The sequence below is a fragment of the Paenibacillus sp. LPE1-1-1.1 genome (assembly GCF_040676435.1).
In the GTDB taxonomy this organism is placed as follows: Bacteria; Bacillota; Bacilli; order Paenibacillales; family Paenibacillaceae; genus Pristimantibacillus.
Map to the genome: position 1 here is coordinate 405,492 of NZ_JBEGHY010000023.1, position 20,612 is coordinate 426,103.

The 20,612-nt window shown below is 45.8% G+C and carries 15 protein-coding genes; 2 read left to right on the plus strand and 13 right to left on the minus strand.

Translation table 11 applies throughout. The annotated features are described in order from the left end of the window. Positions 1 to 30: 30 nt before the first annotated feature. The 10 genes from MRBLPE1_RS18525 to MRBLPE1_RS18570 form a co-directional block, all read right to left on the minus strand. Positions 31 to 4,764 (minus strand): glycoside hydrolase, encoded by a 4,734-nt coding sequence (locus MRBLPE1_RS18525; protein ID WP_364148139.1) that lies wholly within the window; start codon positions 4,762 to 4,764, stop codon positions 31 to 33. Positions 4,765 to 5,311: 547 nt separating this feature from the next. Then, the gene (locus MRBLPE1_RS18530; protein WP_364148142.1) at positions 5,312 to 6,100 is read right to left on the minus strand and encodes a TerC family protein; all 789 of its coding nucleotides are present in this window, start codon (positions 6,098 to 6,100) and stop codon (positions 5,312 to 5,314) included. 201 nt (positions 6,101 to 6,301) lie between these two features. Next, positions 6,302 to 7,780: an Lsa family ABC-F type ribosomal protection protein gene (locus tag MRBLPE1_RS18535; protein WP_364148144.1), complete on the minus strand. Its 1,479-nt coding sequence runs from the start codon at positions 7,778 to 7,780 to the stop codon at positions 6,302 to 6,304. Positions 7,781 to 8,113: 333 nt separating this feature from the next. Next, positions 8,114 to 8,653 carry an NADPH-dependent FMN reductase gene (locus tag MRBLPE1_RS18540; protein ID WP_364148147.1) on the minus strand — a complete coding sequence of 180 codons (540 nt, stop codon included), beginning with the start codon at positions 8,651 to 8,653 and terminating at the stop codon, positions 8,114 to 8,116. Positions 8,654 to 8,858: 205 nt separating this feature from the next. Then, the gene (locus MRBLPE1_RS18545; protein WP_364148149.1) at positions 8,859 to 9,512 is read right to left on the minus strand and encodes a FusB/FusC family EF-G-binding protein; all 654 of its coding nucleotides are present in this window, start codon (positions 9,510 to 9,512) and stop codon (positions 8,859 to 8,861) included. A 240-nt stretch (positions 9,513 to 9,752) separates the two neighbouring features. After that, positions 9,753 to 9,929 carry a twin-arginine translocase TatA/TatE family subunit gene (locus MRBLPE1_RS18550; RefSeq protein ID WP_364148152.1) on the minus strand — a complete coding sequence of 59 codons (177 nt, stop codon included), beginning with the start codon at positions 9,927 to 9,929 and terminating at the stop codon, positions 9,753 to 9,755. 26 nt (positions 9,930 to 9,955) lie between these two features. Continuing rightward, complete coding sequence (locus tag MRBLPE1_RS18555) at positions 9,956 to 11,155, minus strand: ZIP family metal transporter (RefSeq protein ID WP_364148155.1); 1,200 nt, start codon at positions 11,153 to 11,155, stop codon at positions 9,956 to 9,958. Between the two features lie 16 nt (positions 11,156 to 11,171). Beyond that, positions 11,172 to 12,215 carry a multicopper oxidase domain-containing protein gene (locus MRBLPE1_RS18560; RefSeq protein ID WP_364148159.1) on the minus strand — a complete coding sequence of 348 codons (1,044 nt, stop codon included), beginning with the start codon at positions 12,213 to 12,215 and terminating at the stop codon, positions 11,172 to 11,174. A gap of 291 nt (positions 12,216 to 12,506) precedes the next feature. Continuing rightward, entirely contained in the window at positions 12,507 to 13,358 is an 852-nt protein-coding gene (gene modA, locus MRBLPE1_RS18565; RefSeq protein WP_364148162.1) for a molybdate ABC transporter substrate-binding protein, read from the minus strand. Positions 13,359 to 13,543: 185 nt separating this feature from the next. After that, positions 13,544 to 15,622 (minus strand): methyl-accepting chemotaxis protein, encoded by a 2,079-nt coding sequence (locus MRBLPE1_RS18570; protein ID WP_364148165.1) that lies wholly within the window; start codon positions 15,620 to 15,622, stop codon positions 13,544 to 13,546. Between the two features lie 388 nt (positions 15,623 to 16,010). On the opposite strand from MRBLPE1_RS18570, the gene MRBLPE1_RS18575 reads away from it, so the two are divergent. Both MRBLPE1_RS18575 and MRBLPE1_RS18580 read left to right on the plus strand, forming a co-directional pair. Continuing rightward, positions 16,011 to 17,171 carry a glycosyl hydrolase family 8 gene (locus tag MRBLPE1_RS18575; RefSeq protein WP_364148168.1) on the plus strand — a complete coding sequence of 387 codons (1,161 nt, stop codon included), beginning with the start codon at positions 16,011 to 16,013 and terminating at the stop codon, positions 17,169 to 17,171. Positions 17,172 to 17,399: 228 nt separating this feature from the next. Continuing rightward, complete coding sequence (locus MRBLPE1_RS18580; RefSeq protein WP_364149738.1) at positions 17,400 to 18,227, plus strand: pentapeptide repeat-containing protein; 828 nt, start codon at positions 17,400 to 17,402, stop codon at positions 18,225 to 18,227. A 92-nt stretch (positions 18,228 to 18,319) separates the two neighbouring features. Here MRBLPE1_RS18580 and MRBLPE1_RS18585 read toward each other — a convergent pair whose 3' ends face one another. The 3 genes from MRBLPE1_RS18585 to MRBLPE1_RS18595 form a co-directional block, all read right to left on the minus strand. Continuing rightward, the gene (locus MRBLPE1_RS18585; RefSeq protein ID WP_364148171.1) at positions 18,320 to 19,453 is read right to left on the minus strand and encodes a WD40/YVTN/BNR-like repeat-containing protein; all 1,134 of its coding nucleotides are present in this window, start codon (positions 19,451 to 19,453) and stop codon (positions 18,320 to 18,322) included. A gap of 92 nt (positions 19,454 to 19,545) precedes the next feature. Next, positions 19,546 to 20,067, minus strand: coding sequence for a GyrI-like domain-containing protein (locus MRBLPE1_RS18590; protein WP_364148173.1), 522 nt, complete (start codon positions 20,065 to 20,067; stop codon positions 19,546 to 19,548). Between the two features lie 17 nt (positions 20,068 to 20,084). Beyond that, positions 20,085 to 20,594 (minus strand): GyrI-like domain-containing protein, encoded by a 510-nt coding sequence (locus MRBLPE1_RS18595; RefSeq protein ID WP_364148176.1) that lies wholly within the window; start codon positions 20,592 to 20,594, stop codon positions 20,085 to 20,087. Between the last annotated feature and the right edge of the window lie 18 nt (positions 20,595 to 20,612).

Genomic DNA, 20,612 nt, shown 5'->3' on the forward strand with positions numbered 1-20,612 from the left:
TAGACTGCCGCTGATTAGGTACTTAAAATTCTAATTTTCTTTCCACTTCTCCGGTTTCACTTTGATCGTGATAGATGTTTTCTTGCCTGCAAAATCGGCATAAACGTCAATTTTCCCGACTTTGTGTCCCGTAATGACTCCCTTTTCATCAATGGAAGCAATTTTCACATTTTGGGAGCTATAATTCGCATACTTCGTCACATCTGCAGAACTTCCGTCTTTATAGAGAGCAATAACCGTCATTTGAAGCCCTTCCCCGATTCTAACGTTTCCGGTCTCTTCCGTTTTAGCTTGTAGACCGACCAGCCCTTCAACAGCCGGAGTTACAGTCAACGCAACAACAGTGGACATCCCCAGATATGTGATTGAAATATTGGCTGTTCCGGCCTTTAATGCGGTTACTAGACCATTATCACCAACTATCGCAATCTCAGGATGATCGGAAACAAATTGGATTTCTTCCGTAATATCTTTGGAGCTGCCATCAGAATAGATAGCTTTCACTTTAACTTGATGGGTATCTTTCGCCTGGAGCTGGACAGCTTTTTCATTTACTTCAATTCCGCTTAATACGGGCTCTGGATTGTTTTCGGTGGTTTGCTCCACTTTGATCCAGCTGACCATCGGCTTATCGCCGCTTTCATGATTGATGTTACGCGTGATTTCTACATCGAGCATTCCATCAGCAGCCGTAATGCCGTCAAAAACTTTTGTCTCGATCTTGGTGCCAATGTTGTATTCGCTCAAAACCGTTTTGTTTTCGACGATGACATCCTGGAAACGGTTCGAGCTTTTCCAAGGATCTTTGAAGCCGAGCGTCACCTTATACGTTTTGCCGCTGTCTTTTGCAACCTGAAATTTGTAAGTTAGCCCTTTCCCTGGTCCGGATGCTTTTCCATCGTATTGGCGAATCGTATCATCGGCTTCCGAGGCATCTGTTCTGGCCCAGGTTGAATTTTCAAATGCGGTATATCCCCATTGCAAGCCTGTAACCGGATCAACTCCGAACGGCTGTTCTTCGTTACGGTTCATGGATCCGAATGTCTCGCCAGACTCAAGCGCGGCGGGACTGTTATCCCCGGCGTCCACATAATAAAGCATGCCGGTGTTGTCAATTTCCACTTTAACCCAGCTTACCATCGGATCCTCGTATTGCCCCGTATTCGCGATGTCACGCAAGACACCTACGTCAAGAATGCCGTCCTTTACTTCGACTCCGGTAAATTCTTTAACCGTTTCATTGCCTGGTACAAAAGACGGGCTGACCTGCTGATCTTCAAGTGTAATGAATTGTTTTCGCGCATTATTGTTCCATGGATCCTTGAAGCCGAGCGTCACCTTGTAACGTCCGCTAGGCACCTCGAATTTATAAGTGATCCCTTTCCCCGCAGCATCGCTTTCATCGATTCGCAAGCCGTCAAAATAACCGTCCCCTGTATTCTGCGACCAGGTTCCCCCGTTTGTCGTATAGCCCCAAGCCTTTCCTGTAACCGCATCTGTACCGTAAGCTTGGTCTTTGACACTCTGTTTTACACCGAGAATCTGGGAAGCTTTGATCGTGCCAGGCTCATCGTCGCCGGCTTTCACATAATACAGAAGCCAAGGATCTGCGGGTATGAGCGGCATTGCGGACAACGCATTAGAAACTCCGCTCTCCTGGTCGCCTTTTATTGCGCTTACCGCCACGTAATAGCGGACGCCGTTCTCAAGTCCGGCAATCATATGCCGAGGTTCATCCGTATCAATCGTTTTGGAATAAACGCCATCAGCCGTGCCATAATGGATGCGATAGGAATCCGCGCCGACTACTTCGGAGAAGGAGACCAATAGGGATCCCGCAGAAGGCTGCGCGGCATAAAGTTCCGGAGCGGTCAAAAGCGGTTCCCCTCCAGCTTCTGCTGCTTTAAAGTAACGGAATTGTGCATCCGTCCAACTGTGCAGTCCGAATCCCCCACCTGTAAAGAGGGTGTCGTTGACATCGAAAATTAGCTGGTCATCCAAGTAAGCTTTTATATTTTTCCCGTCTAAAACCACCGTCATTTTATAGATTCCATTTAGCTCCGGATTAAAATCAACTGACTTGGCAATGGAATCGTTTCCTCTTCGTAAATGAAGCTTTCCGTTTTCGAACAGGAATTTGTATGACTTGTCGTACGTTCCACGGAAAAAGACTCCCCAGTCCGCATCTGGCATTGCATGCATGGCCACCGCCGTAATCGTACCATCGATCAGCCGTTGACCGTCGACGGCAATCGCGCCCTGTGAACCATTTCCTGATTGGTGTTTCAATTTACCGTCACTTTCTATCCAAGTGCTAATAAGAGGCGTCCAAGCCGATAGGTTACTATCCTCGAATGCATCCTCAAATACTACGTTTTCAACCGATGGTTCTGCCGAAATTTCATCCGACGGCCTGCTCTCGCCTCCGGCGCCATTGGACGAGACTGCGACATAATAACGTTTACCGTTAGTCAGACCGGTCAACGTATGCGTCCCAGCTGATGATTCGGCTTTTTGCCCATAATTTCCGCTTTCCGTCCCATATTGAACATGGTAGCCTGTGGTCCCAGGGACAAGGCTGTATTCCACCGTTACTTCCTTATCGCCAGGAATGGCAATAACTTTAACTGGCGGCATAGAGGCTGGCGTCGCATTTAAGCTGAAAGGAGTGCTCTCCTCCGATCCGCTAACCGAAGCCACAAAAATATCGTATTCAGTGTTATTTACCAGACCGGTTATCACGGACGTGTGCAGGGTGCCAGGCTCCGCGCTAACCTCCTTGGTCTGACTATCTCCCCCTTGTGAAACGGGCTGCAGCCGAATCCTATAAGCGTCAACGCCTGCTCTTGGCATAAAAGATAGCGTTACTTGACCGTCTCCCGGTATAGCTTGCACATCATATGGAGCAAACAGATTGGGCATCGACTGCTGCTCATTCGATGGCAGGCTTTGCCCGTTTGCATTATATGCGGTTACGGCAACATAATAAGCCGTTCCATTCGTTAAACCTGTAATTGTATGAGTGCTGTCGTTAAAAGGCTCGCTTTCTTGCGTATATTGTCCGCTTGCGTTTCCGTATTTGACCTTGTACGATTCTGCTCCCGGTACATGCTCGAAATCGACGGTTATCGCTTGATGCTCTGCTATAACGGATTTCAAAATCGGTTCTTCCGGTACGGCTGTTTCGTCATGGTATGCGCCAACAAGCGTGACGATGGATTTTGCCGGTACGGAATATGCATTTCCCGCTGCAACGGCAGACTTTTCCGTTAAATCGTCGGCAGCTGATGTGACATACGGGATGTACTGGTACACTTTCGTTCCGGCCGGCAGGTTGTCCGCCTGCAAGCGAATATCCTTAGCCTCGGAAGTGTTGTTTACAAAAACAGAGATTACCTGTTTGTTGGCTTCATCAATGTAAGCGGAACCAAGAAATCCGTTCGGATCATTGTTCGGCAAACCCGTCACGGCAATCCTCTTGGAATCTGGGCGGATGAATTTGCTATAGTTTCCTAATGCCCATAGCATCTTGGAATCCAGCACATTCTGTTGATCCCCCGGAACCTGATAATCGGTGTAAACCAGACCGTCTTTATAATCAACGTTAGATACTGCGGTCCACCACTGCCATGCAGAGACGTTCGCAACCGTCAAATCATGATGAATAACCTTACTGATATAAAGCGCGGGATCAATGCCCAGTTCGCGGCCGGGACCATAATTACCCAAAATGCTGTACTCCGTCATCCAAAGCTCATCGCCGCCATACGCATCCATATTTTCCCGCGCGATGCTGCGAAGCTTCGTCAGATCATTGCTGCTTTCAGAAAAATAGGAATGTACGGCAAGCATGTTGCCGACTTTGCTTTTCATTTCCGCATCGCCGATAAAATCCTTGATGTATTCCCGGTATTTACCGGTGCCGGCACTGTTGCTCCCTGCCATATAGGGCGTATTACCGCCCGAATATTCCATATACTTCTCGTCGTCAAGCAGTGCTTTATACTCGACCGCTTCGGGCATCTCGATATGGGAATTGAGATCCTGCCGCTGCAGTTCATCATAGAGTGAATTTACGACGCGTTTGACATCCTCATTGTTATAACGATTCCCTTCCTGATTGCTGCGGTTCCAATCCCAAGTCGGTTCGTTGATCGGACTGATATGTTGGAATTCGATTCCTTTATCATCCTGAAGATGTTTCACGACATCGGTCAAGTAGCTAGCAAACTCATCTTCGTATCCTTCTTTTAAATTCGTTGAACCCACCGTATTATCGGCTTGTCCATGTCCGTTCTTTGTCATCCACACAGGTGGGCTGTTAGAAAAGGCAACGAACTGTTCAACGCCCCGCTGCTTGGCTGCATCTAGGAACCACTGCTGTCCGTCTTGCTTGGACCAATCGTATTCGCCGTTTTCGGTTTGTTTGAAAGCCTCAGACATTCTCCATTTTGTCTGCACGATATCTTGATCCGTAATATTGCTGCCGGCGCCGATATTGAATCGCCAGCCTGAAAGCCCTATCCCCTTATCTGCCGAAAATAACAGATCGGCGATTTGGTTTTTATTTTCCTCACTCCACTCCTTGCCAATCGGATCTATCGACCAGGCATCCGATGCGGCAAAGTTATGAATCGTTTGGTAGCGTGTATTCGCATCCAAGATTACATTCGTTGCTTCTGCCGCTAGTACCGGTTGAATATTCCCAAATGTACTTCCTGCAAGCATTGCACCAATAAGAGCAGCTGACATCAACTTTCGCATTACGCGTTCATCTCCTTTTTAATAGCCTGTCAAAAGTTCACTCAGTAGTGTAACCGGTTTCATTTATGGCGTTGTTTTCCCTTCATTTCATTACCATTTAGCAATGAAATAGGCGAAAAACCAGTGAAACCGGTTTCATTAAAAAGTAAATAACCCCCTTCCATTTCGACCAACAATGATTAATCAATTTTTTAGCTATTCGCGAGGATATCTTACTTGAATACGCGTTCCGTTGTCAACTCCACTTGAGTCAGGTCGACAATCTTCGTCAAGATAAATGATTTTCCGTCAGAAGTGGATATTATTAAAACGATTGAGTTCATCACTGAAGTGTATCTGCGGAAAAGGTACTCACTCCATCCGGCCCTGAACCGGAAGTAACACCACGGATTCTTGGATCCATACTTATTCCCGTGAATTGTCTGCCTATAAATAAAAAAACCGAGCGCAATATAGCGCTCGGTTTATTTCGACCTTATCTTTAATTATTGTCCAACTAGATTAAACGATTTCTTTATATCTGCATCAGCAACCTGCGATTGGCCGCTTAGGCTGCATTCGATACCTGGTTTTCCTTCTCTTTGTTACCGGATAGGAACCAACCGCTAACCGCAATGAGAAGCAACACTACGTAGAAGGTTACTTTCCAAGCTGTCGATTCCGCGAAGTCATGCGGAATGACGTGAAGCGATGGATGTGCAAGCGTATGAACAGCTAGTTTAACACCGACCCAGCCGACGATACAGAAGGCTGCGACTTCCAGAGCAGGTCTGCTCTCCAACAGTTTTACGAACATATTGGCTGCAAAACGCATGATGATAAGTCCGATAAATCCGCCTAGGAAAATAACGATAAAGTGACCGCCATCCATACCGCCGATCTTCGGCAAGTTCGTTGCCGGCAATGCTACGGCAAGCGCTACGGCTGCCAGAATCGAGTCGATCGCGAAAGCGATATCCGCAATTTCTACTTTAAGGACAGTCAGCCAGAAACCGCTTTTCTTCGGTTCTTTCCCCGATTTCTTAGCTGCGGATTCTTCGCCTTTCTTCACTATGACCTTACGCAATATATGGTTGAGCGCTATAAACAGAAGGTAGATCGCTCCGATAGCTTGCACCTGCCATACATCCACCAAAAATGAAATCGCGAACAACGAACCAAAACGGAAAACAAACGCGCCTGCCAATCCATAGAACAAAGCCTTTTTGCGCTCTGCTTCTGGCAAATGCTTGACCATAATCGCCAGCACGAGCGCGTTGTCGGCTGCGAGCAGACCCTCCAACGCAATCAATACAAGCAGCACCCAGCCATACTCGAACAATAATCCGAAATCCATTCTATATCCTCCTAAATTAAAATGATAGGCTTACCAGCTGCTCCCAAATTTCGTTTGGGATAACTTTTCAACAACGATAATCGTCTTGCGTATAGCGCCTAATAAAAAGTGATACGTGAAGCGGACAACTTTGGTTTCATGATTGGTCTAATTCAGTTATTTTCTCCCCGCACATAATCAAAACCAAACAGCTTCAAGCGATTAGAGTTGAATGATCTTTGTAGCAATATTTTCGCAAAATTCCCTATCATGCTCCACAAAAAGGATAGTTGGTGCATATTCAAGCAGTAACTCTTCAATTTGCATGCGAGAAATAATATCAATAAAATTAAGCGGTTCATCCCAAACATGCAAATGGGCTTTTTCGCTAAGACTTTTTGCTATCAGCACTTTTTTCTTTTGTCCTCCGCTAAAAGCTGAAATATCCTTTTCAAATTGAACCCTCGAAAAATCAAGCTTTCTCAAGATCGATTTAAAGAGACTTTCATCGATCCCGTTGTTTGCAGCATAGTCAGATAAATTGCCCTGAAGATGGGATGTGTCCTGTGAAACGTAGGAGATTTCCAACTGGCTATCCTTTCTGAAGGTGCCAGTATAGCTTAGAGCCTCACCGCAAATCAGTTTGATGATACTTGATTTTCCGGAGCCGTTTTTACCCGAAAGAGCGATTCGATCTCCCTGCTCAATTGTAAAACTAATACCGGTACAAACCTTGTTTTCCCCGTAAAAAATCGAGACATTATCTAGTTCGGCGAGTTGGTTTTTATGAAAAGCAAGCTGCGAAATCTCCAAGCTGTCAGAGCTTTCGATGTTTTTAAGCAGTTTTGACTTTTCTTCAATCGCAGATTGCTGTCTTTGCTCGATGGCTTTAGAGCGTTTCATCATTTTAGCAGCCTTGTGGCCAATATATCCTTTATCTACCTTAGAACCGGAGTTTCTTGTTCCGTTTTTTGTTTTTTCCACTTCATGCGACCATCCGCCTGTTCGTTTAGCCGAATCCGACAAGCGCTTAATGTCTTTTCGAAGCTTTTCATTTTCGGCAAGTTCAAAGTGATCTTGTCTCTTTTTATTTTCCCACCATCCGGAGAAATTGCCTTTCTGAATTTCTATGCTCGTCTTATTGATGGAAAGGATATGGTCGACACAGTTATCAAGAAATGATCTGTCGTGAGATACCAAAATATATCCTTTTTTAGTATCGAGATATTCACTGACAAGCTTTCTTGCATGCATGTCCAGATGATTGGTAGGCTCATCAATTAACAGAAAACTATTTTCTTTGATAAATAAAGCAGCAAGCAGCACTTTCGTTTGCTCTCCGTTAGACAAAGAAGAAAAAGGCCGATATAGAACGTCTTCCGAAACCTTTAGCAATGAAAGCTCCCGCATTAATTTCCAGTGAAGATAGTCTGGAAAAATGTCGTTGATAACATCAAGGGTATTATTTTCTTTGTTTTCGATACGGTAAGGGAAATATTCAAAACTAACATTAGCGGAAATATTTCCGCTGTATTCATAATTACCAAGCAGCAAGTTTAGAAATGTTGTTTTGCCTCTACCGTTTCTTCCCGTAAATCCTAATTTCCAATCGGTATCGATTTGAAAGCTTACGTTTTCAAATATGTTGTCGTAACTTCCATCATAGGCAAATGTTAAGTTTGTTACATTTATTAATGACATAATATATCCTCCTGTATAAAAAAATAAAAGCTACAAGAAAGTTACTTTCTTGTAGCTCAAATAAATACAGTTAATCAAGCCCAACGTAGAGCTAGATTAGGATATATTGATTGAGTGAAAGATTTAGTAACCTTCTTGCATATAACTAATAAAACATGCGAAAAAAACGCTTATCATGTTTTATTATTTTATATAGTCTGCAAGAAAAATTACATTATCCTCTTCAACTCCAATCGTAAATTAAAAGCATTTTACCATACCCGTTTTTTAATTTCAATGTTTATTCTCTAATGGTATGTACTTTTTAATGACTTTCGGAATAGCCGCTAAATTTTAACGTAAAGTTCGCAGCGCGCCGCTCCAAGCTAAAACTTGATCCAGCATTCCGTTAACATTCGTAAGATGCAAATCAGCCGGTTTGAAAACCGTTCCATTCTCAAAATCCGTGAATAGCGACAAAGCGGGGTGCACGCGAACGTCAGCGACGGACAATTCTCCCAGGATTCCTCTCAAATGCTCCGCGGCACGGGCGCCGCCTACGGAACCATAGCTAACGATTCCCGCAGCTTTATTGTTCCATGCATCACGCGCATAATCCAGTGCATTTTTCAAGGAAGCAGATATACTGTGGTTATATTCTTGAACAATAAAAACGAATCCGTCCAAGCTTGTAAGTTTAGCATTCCAAGCTGCCGCTTGTTCCGAAGCATCAGCTTCACCTAAAAGAGGAAGTTTGTAATCAGCGATATCTACGATTTCATAAACCGCATCTCCACGTTTGTCAGCTATGCTTTTTACCCATTCTCCTACCTGCGGGCTTACACGGCCTTGGCGGGTACTTCCTAAAATAATACCGATGTTTAATTTTGACATTGTTCTTCCTCCTTCAAATGTGGAAATCTACAGCTTTCCAAAGTTAACCCGCTTGCTGATTTCTACTTTATTTTTCCTGAAAAAGCCTTTTTTATTCTCAAGATTCTACGTTTTCTACCTAATAAAAAAACATGATGCTCAGTATAAACTAATACATCATGTTTTCTGTCTTATCGGAAAGTATCGTAGGAAGCTCTTGATCTTTCTATTCTAGCAGATTACGAATGAATTTTTCCAGTACTTCGACATCAGAAATGTTCTTGTTGCAGATGTCGCTGCTCACGCACATATAATTCCCAATCGCTTTGTAATAATCAGGGGAAGCATTTGCAGGCTTTGATTTTGCGATCGCCGAAAATAAGGCCACCTCTTCATGCCGATTGCATAAACAACAGGTGCTTTTCTTGTTGGCCCGGGTGAACTTCCCTTCAATGCCTACAAGTTTTCCGTCCAGATTATATAACAAAAACATCTTGTTCGTCGCGATATCCGTCCAGCCGATGTACGTGGTATATTTGTAATCGAGGACATCTAGATCGGGCAACTTTAACTTTTTCACTTTTGGAAACAGCTTTTTAATTTGCGCAGAAGATACCTGTTCGAATTCGGCTAAAAAGGGCTCCAAGGATTGCAAATACGTCTGAAAATCTTCCGTCCGATTCAGCGTGGATATCTTCTCGAAATACTGCTTTTGAAGTGCCGTTGCTTCCGGGAAGGCATCTAATACTTTAGTTACCGCGGTAGTCCGGACCGCCTCCACTACCTTTGGATCGGATACGGTACTGCAGGCGTTTTGAAGCAGTTTTACCTGCTTTTTTATCATATTATATTGATGGTTTCTAATAAATGGATTAACCATTGCTTTCAGCCCCTTATTTTTATTGAAGAAGGATAAGGTGCAAAGCCTATGATTAGAAACGATATGAGCTTTTTTGGGCGAAGTTATTTCAATCCGGCCCCTTGCAAAGTATCGCCCTTATATTAGGCTTTGCAGGAGCAGCTTCTTGTTCCGGCAATTTGATTTGCCATTCCTATCGCCTCCATTTCCATTCCATTATAAAGTGAAGCCCGTTGATCCCGCAACTCTGCAGCTCGCGATTCACTTTTCCTTTCCGGATTTCTCATTGTCATCGATTAATCCTCTGGCTCCTCTTTTAAACTCCGACAAAGTAGCTCCAATGGCTCTTCCTAACTGCGGTAATTTCGATGGTCCAAACAGCAGCAAGCCCAAAATGACAAGTAAAACAATGCCTGCAACGCCTATATTCATCGGCATTCCTTTCTCCCCTTCCTCCCGAATATTTAAAAGTTTACCAAGAGGGCTGTGGCATACATTAATAGCATTCCAAGCACCAATCCAGAGAAATTAATCCAAGAGACAGAGGCCGTTCCAAGCGTCTTGGCATCTCTAATAATCATTTTGAATATGACATAGATGACCTGTATGATTGCACCGGCTCCTATGCCGAAAAATAATGCCGCCAATGTCTGGTTAAACACAAATCCGCCGATCCAAGTGCCTATAATTGCCGGTGCGCCTCCTAAAATGGCAAGCGCTAGAAAAGTTTTTACGGATGGCTTGGCTTTCAGAAGCGGGGATGCGATGCCGATCCCCTCCGTAATATTATGAAGCGTAAAACCTATGATGAGAAAGGTACCAAGGGCAGCCTCGCCTGCAGCAAAAGAAGCGCCAATCGCGAGTCCTTCTCCGAGGTTATGCAGGCCAATTCCTCCCGCGATTTTGAATGATAACCGTTTACCGCTTTCCTCTGCATTCAGAACTTTGTTCGAATTCGTCTGGTCGATCGCAAGCAGAAACAAAAAGCTGAGCAATGCTCCGAACCATACGAGACCGGTTCCTTGGAATACGCCAGGCGCCTCGGCACCAAGCTCTAGTCCTTCTTGAATAGTATCTACGGCAAGGAAAAAGAGCAGCCCCGCAGTAAAAGCCAAAACCGCCTGTATCCCTTTCGAAGAGAATCGCCGCAAGAAAGGATACCACAGCAAACCCAGACCAACAGGAACCACGCCTACATAAAAACCAATCAGCGAGTATTGGAGAAACCGGTTTGTGTCTGCAGCCGGCGTCTTCATTGCGGCAGCTACATCACCTGTAAAGATAATCCCATTCGAAGTTATGAATTTAATTTCATGAGGATCACCCTCCACCCAGGGATAAGGGATTGATACGGTAGAACGGTCAAATCGTTCGATCGTAGCGCTTGGCGAAAACGAAGCGTTCCAAAAGGAGCCGTCGACCACAACTTGCGCGACCGTGAGCCCCTTCGGTCCGGAATTAAGTATGCGAACTTCGAATCCATCATCCGTTAAAATGATACGTTCGATATTTAACATTTCAATAGGCGCTGCTTGTTGTTCTTCTACGCCTGTACCCCATAAAGCAATAATCGATAGAATGCCTGCTAATAGCACCAGCGGCAGTGCGCCCAGCAACCAAATCAGCCCTTTATTGGGCTTTTTACTAACCGTCCCACTTCGCATGGCAAGCTCCCCCTTGTTATCCGACTTCAAAAAATCCCATCCAGCCCAGCTCCGTAAACTCACTCTGGTGAGCATGGAACATATATTTTCCCGGGGCAGGAAACGTAATTTCAATGATGCCCCTTTCGCCTTGGCATTGCATGATCGTATCCGTAAACTGAGGCCTCGCGTCCGGATCCGCGCCAGTCGCATAATAATGAAAGTAGTTGGCATGCAAATGAAACGAATTAACGGGATCGAATTCCGTCAAATTGCTTAAATAGATTCGTACAAGCTCTCCCGTTTTTACTTGGATAGGCCTGGATTGATAGGCAAAAGCGTACCCGTTGACCGTATAAACCTCATTTTCGCCATCTAAGTCCAAGTCAAAGCCGTTCATGATCATGCTTAATTCTTTAGCGGGTTTTCTTGGTTTCTTAGGATCAATGATGAAATGTCCATAGAGTCCTTTATGAATATGCCTGGCCAGCGGAGGAACATGGCAGTGATAAGGCTGCAGCCCGGCTGGTTTTGCTTCAAACTCGTATATGAATTCCTTCCCAGTCGGAACGGGTTCCAAACCATCCATATTCGTAGGATGAATACCATGCATATGGATGGAATGCGGATGCGCGGAGCCGTTTCCGAATATTATCCGCACGATATCGCCCTCCGTACAGCGCATTGTCGGTCCAGGAATCGTGCCGTTGAATGTCCATCCTGGAAATTTAATGCCTTTCGCTATCTCTACTTCAGCGTCATATGCCTGAATCTCATAATCCCTGATGGTCCTGCCATCGGGAGACTTGCTGACAACCCCGTAATCAAAAGCAGTTAAGGCCTTTACAGCTGCTTCCAGTCCAGGGGTCGAATCGGTTCCGGGATCATAACCATGAGCCATTCCTTGTTTCATCTGATTTTTAAGCGAATGGTGCATCTCTTCCTTGCCATTGGCTTGCGCTGGTTTCCCGTACAAAGCACCCGGATTTAGGAAGCTGCTGCCCAGCACACCCAATACGCCAACCGCTCCTGCTTTTAGAATGCTTCTCCTTGTAAAATGCCGATTTGGATCAAGTGCCATTCACCATCCACCCCCATGTTAATAACAGGAAATTATTTTGCCTATACGCAAAATAATTAATAAAAAAATTTTATTTTACTTAAGGACAAAATGTTTACCTAAGGAAACTTTATCCTTGAGTAGAATATAGAATACAATGGGCGCCAAGTAAAGTGTTTTTTGTAAAAGCTTGTCCACACCCCTCACGGCGCGGATAGGATAACCCGCTTTGTTTAAATAATCGAAACGCAGTTTGTTAACCTTTCACGCAATATAAAAGGAAAAAGCCGCATCTCTGCGACTTATAACCTGCTATTTAGACACCGTAAAACCGTATTTAACAAAGACGTCCAGCGATTCATGCGACTGCAAATAAGCAAAAAGGTTTTCAGCCTCCCGGCTGTGCTTCGTCGCTTTGACAATGCCGATCGGATATTGAATCGTTTTATATGCAGAAGGATCAACCTCAAAAGCAACTTTTACTTTATCGGAGGTCAGCGCATCCGTTTTATATACAAAACCGGCATCCGCATTGCCTGTTTCTACGTATTGCAGCACTTGCCTTACATCCTTCGCCTGTACGGTTTTTGGCTGTAAAACTTCCCATAGCTTCGCGTTCGTTAACGCTTCTTTCGCATAGCTGCCGGCTGGTACGCTTTCTGGTATGCCGATCGCAACGGTTTTAACTGCAGCATTCGTTAGATCTTTTACCTTTTCAACAAGCGATTTTCCGTTTGCAGGAACAATTACGACAAGTTCGTTTTTCAATAAGTTGACTTGCTGGCTCCGCTCAATCAGTTGTTTGTCAACGAGTGCCGACATATTTTTTACTGCCGCAGACAGAAACAAGTCAGCTGGCGCCCCTTGTTCAATTTGCTGCTGCAAAGCGCCAGACGCGCCGAAGTTGAAGCTTAGTTTAATATTTTGGTTTTCGGCTTCATAAGCTTTCTGAATTTCAATCAAGGCATCGGTCATGCTTGCTGCAGCGGATATGATTAGTTCAACTTTTTCGGTTGGCTGTTCACTAGGCGTGCTTGCGCTTTCTCCCGGCGTTTTTGTGTTTTTGTTCGTATTCGTATTTTGTGCATCGCCACAGCCTGCAAAAAATAACGCCATTACAACTACAATAGATAAAATCATATAGCTTTTAGTCTTTTCGATCACATTAGATCCCCTTCAGTTATAATTAGATATATTTAAGTATATCCTATTGTAATTATATAGAAGGATTGTCTTATTTGTAAATGAATTTAACAAGAGTTACACATCCATATTCGGGAATTTGTATAAAAAAAGCCTTTTAGCCGTATCAGCTAAAAGGCTCTCGTCATGTTCAATCTGGCGTTGTATTAATTCATTTTAAATTGCGACAAGCTTTCTTTAAGTTCACGCGAAACGGCATCCAGCTTCTCGGACAATCGCACCATTTCGTCGCTTATGTTAAGCTGTACGGAACTAAGTGATGCTACTTCCTCGGAGGTGGCCGACGATTCCTCGGCTACGGCGCTTACATTCGTCATCGCATCAGCTAATATGCCTTGCGAATGGTCAAGCTGACCGATTGATTCCGTCACGAGTTCAAGCTTCTCGGCGAATTGTCCCATCTGCCCTTGCACGGTCAAGAAAATCTGATTCGCTTCCTTGACCGATCCGATTTGCTCTTGAAACAATGGGTAAGCGTTTGAGAGGACTTGTACCGTCTCATCGATTTCATCCCTGATTTTTTCGGTAATTTGGCCTACGATATCAATGGACTGGCGCGACTGATCAGCAAGCTTGCGGATTTCGTCGGCAACGACCATAAAGCCTTTGCCCGCGGCACCCGCACGCGCCGCTTCGATCGTGGCGTTAAGAGACAGAATATTCGTTTGCTTCGTCAGATTATTCAATACCTCCAGTATTTTGACGATAGATCCCGTACTTTCCTTGAGCGCGTCTACCTTCTCGACCATCGAGCGGGTCATTTCTTCGGTCACCCCCGTCTTGTGGATAAGAATGCCCATATAAGCGGTGCCCTGCTCACTCGCTTTCTCAACCTCGTTCGCTGACCGTACCATCATTTGATTGGATGCAATAACCTTTTTCATTTGTATGTTAATATGGCTGGTTAGATCGGTACCGCGCTCTGCTTCTACCGCCAGACTTGCGGCGCCGCCCGCAATTTCTTCCGTCGCGACCGCAATCTCTTTGGCTGATAAAGCCGTTTTGCGGGATGCTTCCGTCAGATCTGTAGCCGTTAATAGAACATCTTCTGCGGAACGGGTCGTCTGAACGGCTAAAAGCTGAATTTGAGTCATCATCCGATTGAAGCTCTCCGATAGCTCTCCGATCTCGTCTCGGCGTTTCTTGAAGCTGGCGCGGACGGTCAGATTGCCGCTTGCACCCTCATTCATAAGATTACGCAGCTTTACGAGAGGCTGCGCAATGGTCAAGATGACCAGCACGCCGATCGCAACGGCGATTAACGACGCGATAACTAACGTAATCCACGTCATCGTTTGAATCGCTTTGGCATCCTTTACAAGCTCTTTAACCGGAACAGTACCGAGCAGCTTCCAGTTCATCGTCTCGAATGTGGTATAAGCAGCCAGCACATCGTTACCATTCGAGACAGCTGCCTTTTGCGAACCGCTCAGGGCTGAATCTCCCTCCGTCGGCAGGCTCACTTTGGCGGATTTGCCGATCAGAGCTGCATCGGGTGAAACGATATAATTGCCTTTTGAATCTAGAATCGCCATTTCGCTTCCTTGACCAAGTTCCACATCCTCGAAACGCTTGTTGATCGAAGCAAGATGGATTTCCATTAAGAGTAAGTAAGTGGGCTGATTTGTCAATTTATCTTTGATCAAACGGCTCATACCAATAGACGGCGGCGCCGGCAAAACGGCCAGCCCTCCTGGTTGCGGCGGAATCCAAAGCGTTTTTCCGTCTCTTTCAATGACCTCTTTAAACCATGCGGATTCTTTGATGATCTCCGACCGGTTAGCTTGTGCTGTACCTACATTTAGAACGGTTAGCTTTGGGTTTAATGGAATTAATATCACTCCGCTAATCGAGACATTGCCCGTCACGTAGTTTCGAAGTCTTTCGTTAAGCTTGCCTGCAGCTTCTGATTTATTGAATCCGGCTTTGCTATCGAGAACCGTGCGGACTTGTTCATGAAAATCTTCATCGATCATGATTTGCATGGATAAATCCTCATAAGTCCTAAAAATAATATCTAAATTGTTAGCAACTTGATTTACGGTTTGAAAACTGGCTTCCGACACCTTGCTTTCGATGATCTCTTTCGCTTTTGAATAAGCCAAAAGTCCGACTGACATGACACATGCGATAATACCGCAAAATATGATCGCAAAAAGTTTCATTCCAACGGATTTAATCGGGTTAGCCAGCTTCTTTGCTTGTTTCTTTTCTACATTTGTCATTGGGAAGACACCGCCTTTGTGATTGTCAGTAAAATCTAATTTGCAGGCTGCTTGCGATTCAAACCGAGAAATGGCGGTTTCATGAGCTCCGATCCATATCCTTCTAAATTACGTTATAAAAGATCATATATCTTTTGATTTTTTCAGATCGTATATTTCATTTTAATCAGGAATTGATTTTCTAGAGGACTGCCGTATGCCGAGCAAACGATATTGTTGAAGTCCTATACTATTTAAAGTAATCTGTAAAGTTTTTGGGGTAGGAACTCCATCCGATACAAGGTAAAGTTTTTGGTGAACCGCAGCGATGCGCCTTGCATCGCCTCTGCGGAAATAAAATTCTATTATAAGTTTAGCTGTATAACTATTTTGGGAGGGATTTTTCCATATGCTGCTTAAACAAGGTACAGGCGCTTTTTATACAAACCATTATCGCAATCTATTTTTGGAATACGGCTACAAAACCGAGGCTATTAATGAACGTGTCGAACACACTTGGGAGCAATTGTTTAACGGTGATGACAATGTACGAATCTATTTTGAATCCGGAGAAGACATGGGTTATTTGCTGGATACCGGAAATATCGATGTCCGCACGGAAGGTATGTCCTATGGGATGATGATGGCCGTCCAGATGGATCGCAAGGATATTTTTGACCGGATCTGGAAATGGACGATGACTTACATGTACATGAATGATGGTGAAAATGCAGGCTATTTCGCCTGGTCATGCAATACCGATGGCTCAAGGCGATCAAACGGTCCGGCACCGGACGGTGAGGAATATTTTGCGCTGGCTCTTTTCTTTGCTTCGCATCGGTGGGGCGATGGCTCTGCGCCGTTTGATTACGGCAATCAAGCTCGAAGCCTGCTACATAGCTGCGTGCATAAAGGAGAAAATAACGACGGGAGTCCGATGTGGGAGCCTTCCAATCAATTGATAAAATTCATACCCGACTGTGATTATTCCGATCCTTCCTACCATTTGCCCCACTTTTACGAATTGTTTGCCCTTTGGGCGAATCCGGCGGACCGTCCTTTTTGGCAGAAAGCAGCGGATGCGAGCAGAAAGTATTTGAAGCTGTCCTGCCACCCCGTTACGGGACTTGCGCCTGAATATGCCTACTATGACGGAACTCCGAACGATGAGCGGGGCTATGGTCATTTTTTTAGCGATTCTTATCGCGTAGCGGCCAATATCGGTCTGGATTCCGAATGGTTCGGCGTCGATGCCTGGCAGCAAGAAGAAGCAAACCGGATTCAAGCCTTTTTCGCAGGGATTGATCCGACGGATTACAGACGGTATACGATTGCGGGTGAGCCGTTTGAGGAGAAATCGCTGCATCCCGTAGGTTTATTGGCAACAAACGCAATGGCCTCCCTCGCATCGCCCGAAGGTCCGAACGCAAAAGCAAGCGTAGATTTGTTGTGGGATACCCCGCTGCGTACGGGAGTTCGCCGCTACTACGACAATTGTCTCTATTTGTTCGCAATGCTCGCATTGAGCGGCAATTTCAAAATGTGGATGCCAGCGGAAACTCGCTCTTAGATCATTTGTGTGCTTGACTGAATATCGCAAAAAAGATGCTTAGCGAATTGCTAAGCATCTTTTTCTTCCTAATTTGACGAGAAAAGGGTTCGGTAATAATATAGATTGAGAATGAGACATTCCGGTTCATTCTATGATGCAATCATCGTAAGCTTAATCTAAATAGGCAGTGTTATAGGAGGAGAAAAGTTGCCTGATATTAATGGTTATTCCGAGAATAGATCCGAAATGGGAGAACGTCTGCAGGGGGACTGCGAGAAATGTTTCGGTCTGTGCTGCGTAGCCCTCCCCTTTGCGGCTTCGGTAGATTTCGCTGTGGACAAAAATGCCGGACAGCCTTGCCAGAACCTGCAATCCGATTTCCGCTGCGGCATCCATAGTCGGCTAAGGAAAGAAGGATTTCGAGGCTGCACGGTTTACGACTGCTTCGGAGCGGGCCAAAAGGTTTCGAACATCACCTTTAAAGGACGCGACTGGCGCGAAGCACCGGAATCGGCTTCCTTAATGCTCGAGGTGTTTCCGATTATGCGGCAGCTCCATGAGCTTCTTTATTATTTGACAGAGGCAGTGGCCTTACAACCTGCTCGGCCGATTCATGATGCGCTGCGCTTAGCTCTTGAGGAAATCGATAGACTGACACTTCTTACACCCGGTTCTATTATCGAGTTAGACATTGCAGCAAGAAGGGCCGAAATTAACGCCCTGCTTCTGAAGACGAGCGAGCTCGTACGAGCCGATGCCAAGCTGCAGCTTAAAGTGCCGTCTAAGCGTCAGAAAAGCTATGGGCGAGGAGCCGATCTAATGGGGGCTAATCTCAGAAAAGCAGATCTTAGAGGCGCAAACCTGAGAGGGGCGTATCTAATTGCCGCAGATCTTAGGGATGCAGACTTGAGAGCTGCAGACCTGATCGGAGCTGATTTCCGTGACGCAGACCTTAGAGGCGCCAACCTCATTGGCAGTATCTTTCTCACTCAATCGCAGCTCAATGCGGCAAAAGGCGATTTCGGGACGAAGCTGCCTCAGGCATTAACCCGGCCATCTCACTGGATTGCCTAATTCATTCGAAGCGGCAATACGCCAAGAAAGTGAGACACTCAGGAAAAAGGCTGACCACATTATTGTGATCAGCCTCTGCTGTATACCGCAAATTATTCGTCGTTGCTTGGGATGGTGAGCTGTTTTGACCAGGTTTTTCCCCCATCCGTTGTTCTATACAATGCAGGGCTAGACAAGCTTGTATCCGCCATCCAGCCTCGATTCTTATTCGTAAATGAAATGACGCTCTCATAACCTTTAATCGACTTGAGATTTGTCCACGACTTTCCAGCGTCTAATGAACGGCCAACTCCGATAACCCCGCCCGCTGGTGAAAAACCTGCCAGGATGGCTGCTCCGTCAACCAGCTCCACATTGCTAACGTGACCGCCTGGCGAAGCCGGCCCTTCATTAACGATCCCTGCCGCCGCACCTGGAGCAGCTCCGCCGCCCGCTGTGGTTTGACTTATTACCTTACGCCAGCTTGATCCGTTATCTGAAGAAGCATAGAGGGAATAGGATTGCTGTGACATTCCCGCGCCGCCGTTAAATATCGCCCATACTTGGCTTCCGCTCGTATAAATTTCACCGCCGCTGACTTCCCCTGCTTTCACCGTCAGTTTTGTTGCCCAATTCGCGCCGCCATCCGTCGTTCGGGTGAGTTTGTAGCCAAAGCCCGGCACAACGATCAGCGCCCAGCCATGCTTTACGTCTGCAAATTCCGCGTATCGGGTGTTAGCAGGTGTTGCGATCTTCGTCCATGTTTTTCCGCCGGTAGCTGTTTTGTAAGCAAATGCCCTTGTATACCCAAAGCCGTTTTTGCTATCGGTAAACTTGATCCTCTCCAGAGCGATCGAACCCATTGGTATTTTTGTGAAGCTGCTTCCGCCGTCTGTCGTATGGATAAGGGCATTAGAACCGGCTGAAGAAGATTTCGCCAAGGCCCATCCGGTCGTATTCGATATAAAATCAAGCTGGGTAAACTGCCAAGTGCCCTTATAGATCGACTGCCAGGACGCGCCGGCATCCGAAGTGCCGATTAAAAATCCGTTTCCGGCAGCGCGTCCGGTTGTCGCGTTTAGAAATTCAATTTCGCTGAAGCGGTATGAAGAATCGCCGGCGGGCGTGCCATTAAATAAATCATTAGCGCGATCTGCCCCAGCAGCATGCGCAAGCGGAACCGAACCTGATATTCCAATGGCAAGCGCCGCCGCTATCAGTCCGGTTTTAAGTTTCCATATTTTCATTTTCTATTCCTCCTGCTCTACGGTGTAGTTTAAACAGTTATGCAACAAAATACCCTTCATGGCTCTTAACGAATCTGAAGGGAATAAAGTTGCTAACGGGACTCCGCCTTCCGGCGTACCGGATACAGCATGGTGAAATTAAAGGTCTCGATATCCTTATAAGGGATTGTCAAAGCGTTTAGCGGTTCCAAGGGCACGGTCTCCATACCGAAAATACCATCTCGCTGATCAAGCTCATAGTCCTTCGACTGCTCCAGCCACGAAAACATGGTTTCATAGACACGCCACATATGCGCCTCGTCCCCAAGCACGCGTGCGCTCGCACAAAGTCCTCCGTTAATCGCCAGCTTCTCTATGCCGTCCGGTACAGCCCCGAACTCGCGAACTTCTAGACCTACCCATAGCGTATCGACCTGTTTGTTCCATTGCTGCTGCGGGATGAATACATAAGCTGCAGGCTTCCCCGCCAAACGCGCGTCATCAAGAGGGACATGTTCTGCGAGCTTGCTCCAAGCGAACCGTGTTCCGCTCTTGTCCGGTGTCATGCCCGTCCGAACCGCTAATGCTTTAAAGGAGGAAACCTCTACCAAATCGACTGTAATGGTCTCTTGCACACGAACCCTCTCCTTTTCTATTTCGCACGTATTGGAAAATATAAGTCAATCTCTGAATTGGGGTCGCCTGGCTGCGTATAACGCTGGTCATAAAATTCAAACTCGTATTTGCCAGTGTGTACGCCTCCGTCATATTCGTATGGGCTGTCCGGCAGTATCTGTCCCCAAAAATGCATGAAAGCATCGCTGATGCCATCAAGCTGTCCTCTATAAGTAAGCACAAGATAACGCGCAGCGGGTACTTCGATGCTAATCATGCCTTCAGGAATATCCCCGTCCGCAGCGATTTGTACGGAAGCAGTATAATCGAACGGAGCTCCTGGCGGATTGTCTGGATTTTGGAGCATTAATCCGTAACTGCGCCAGCCGAGCTGCCCTTGGATTTCCGGAATGCGTCTGCCGAACCGAGCCCAAAGCTTGGCAATGGCATTTTCAGAAGACGGCACGGTAGAATCAAAATGAACGGTTTCGGTAATGCCAACCACACGAAAGGCAGGTTTCTCGATGATTTTGGTTTCAATAATCATAATCGATTCATCTCTCCT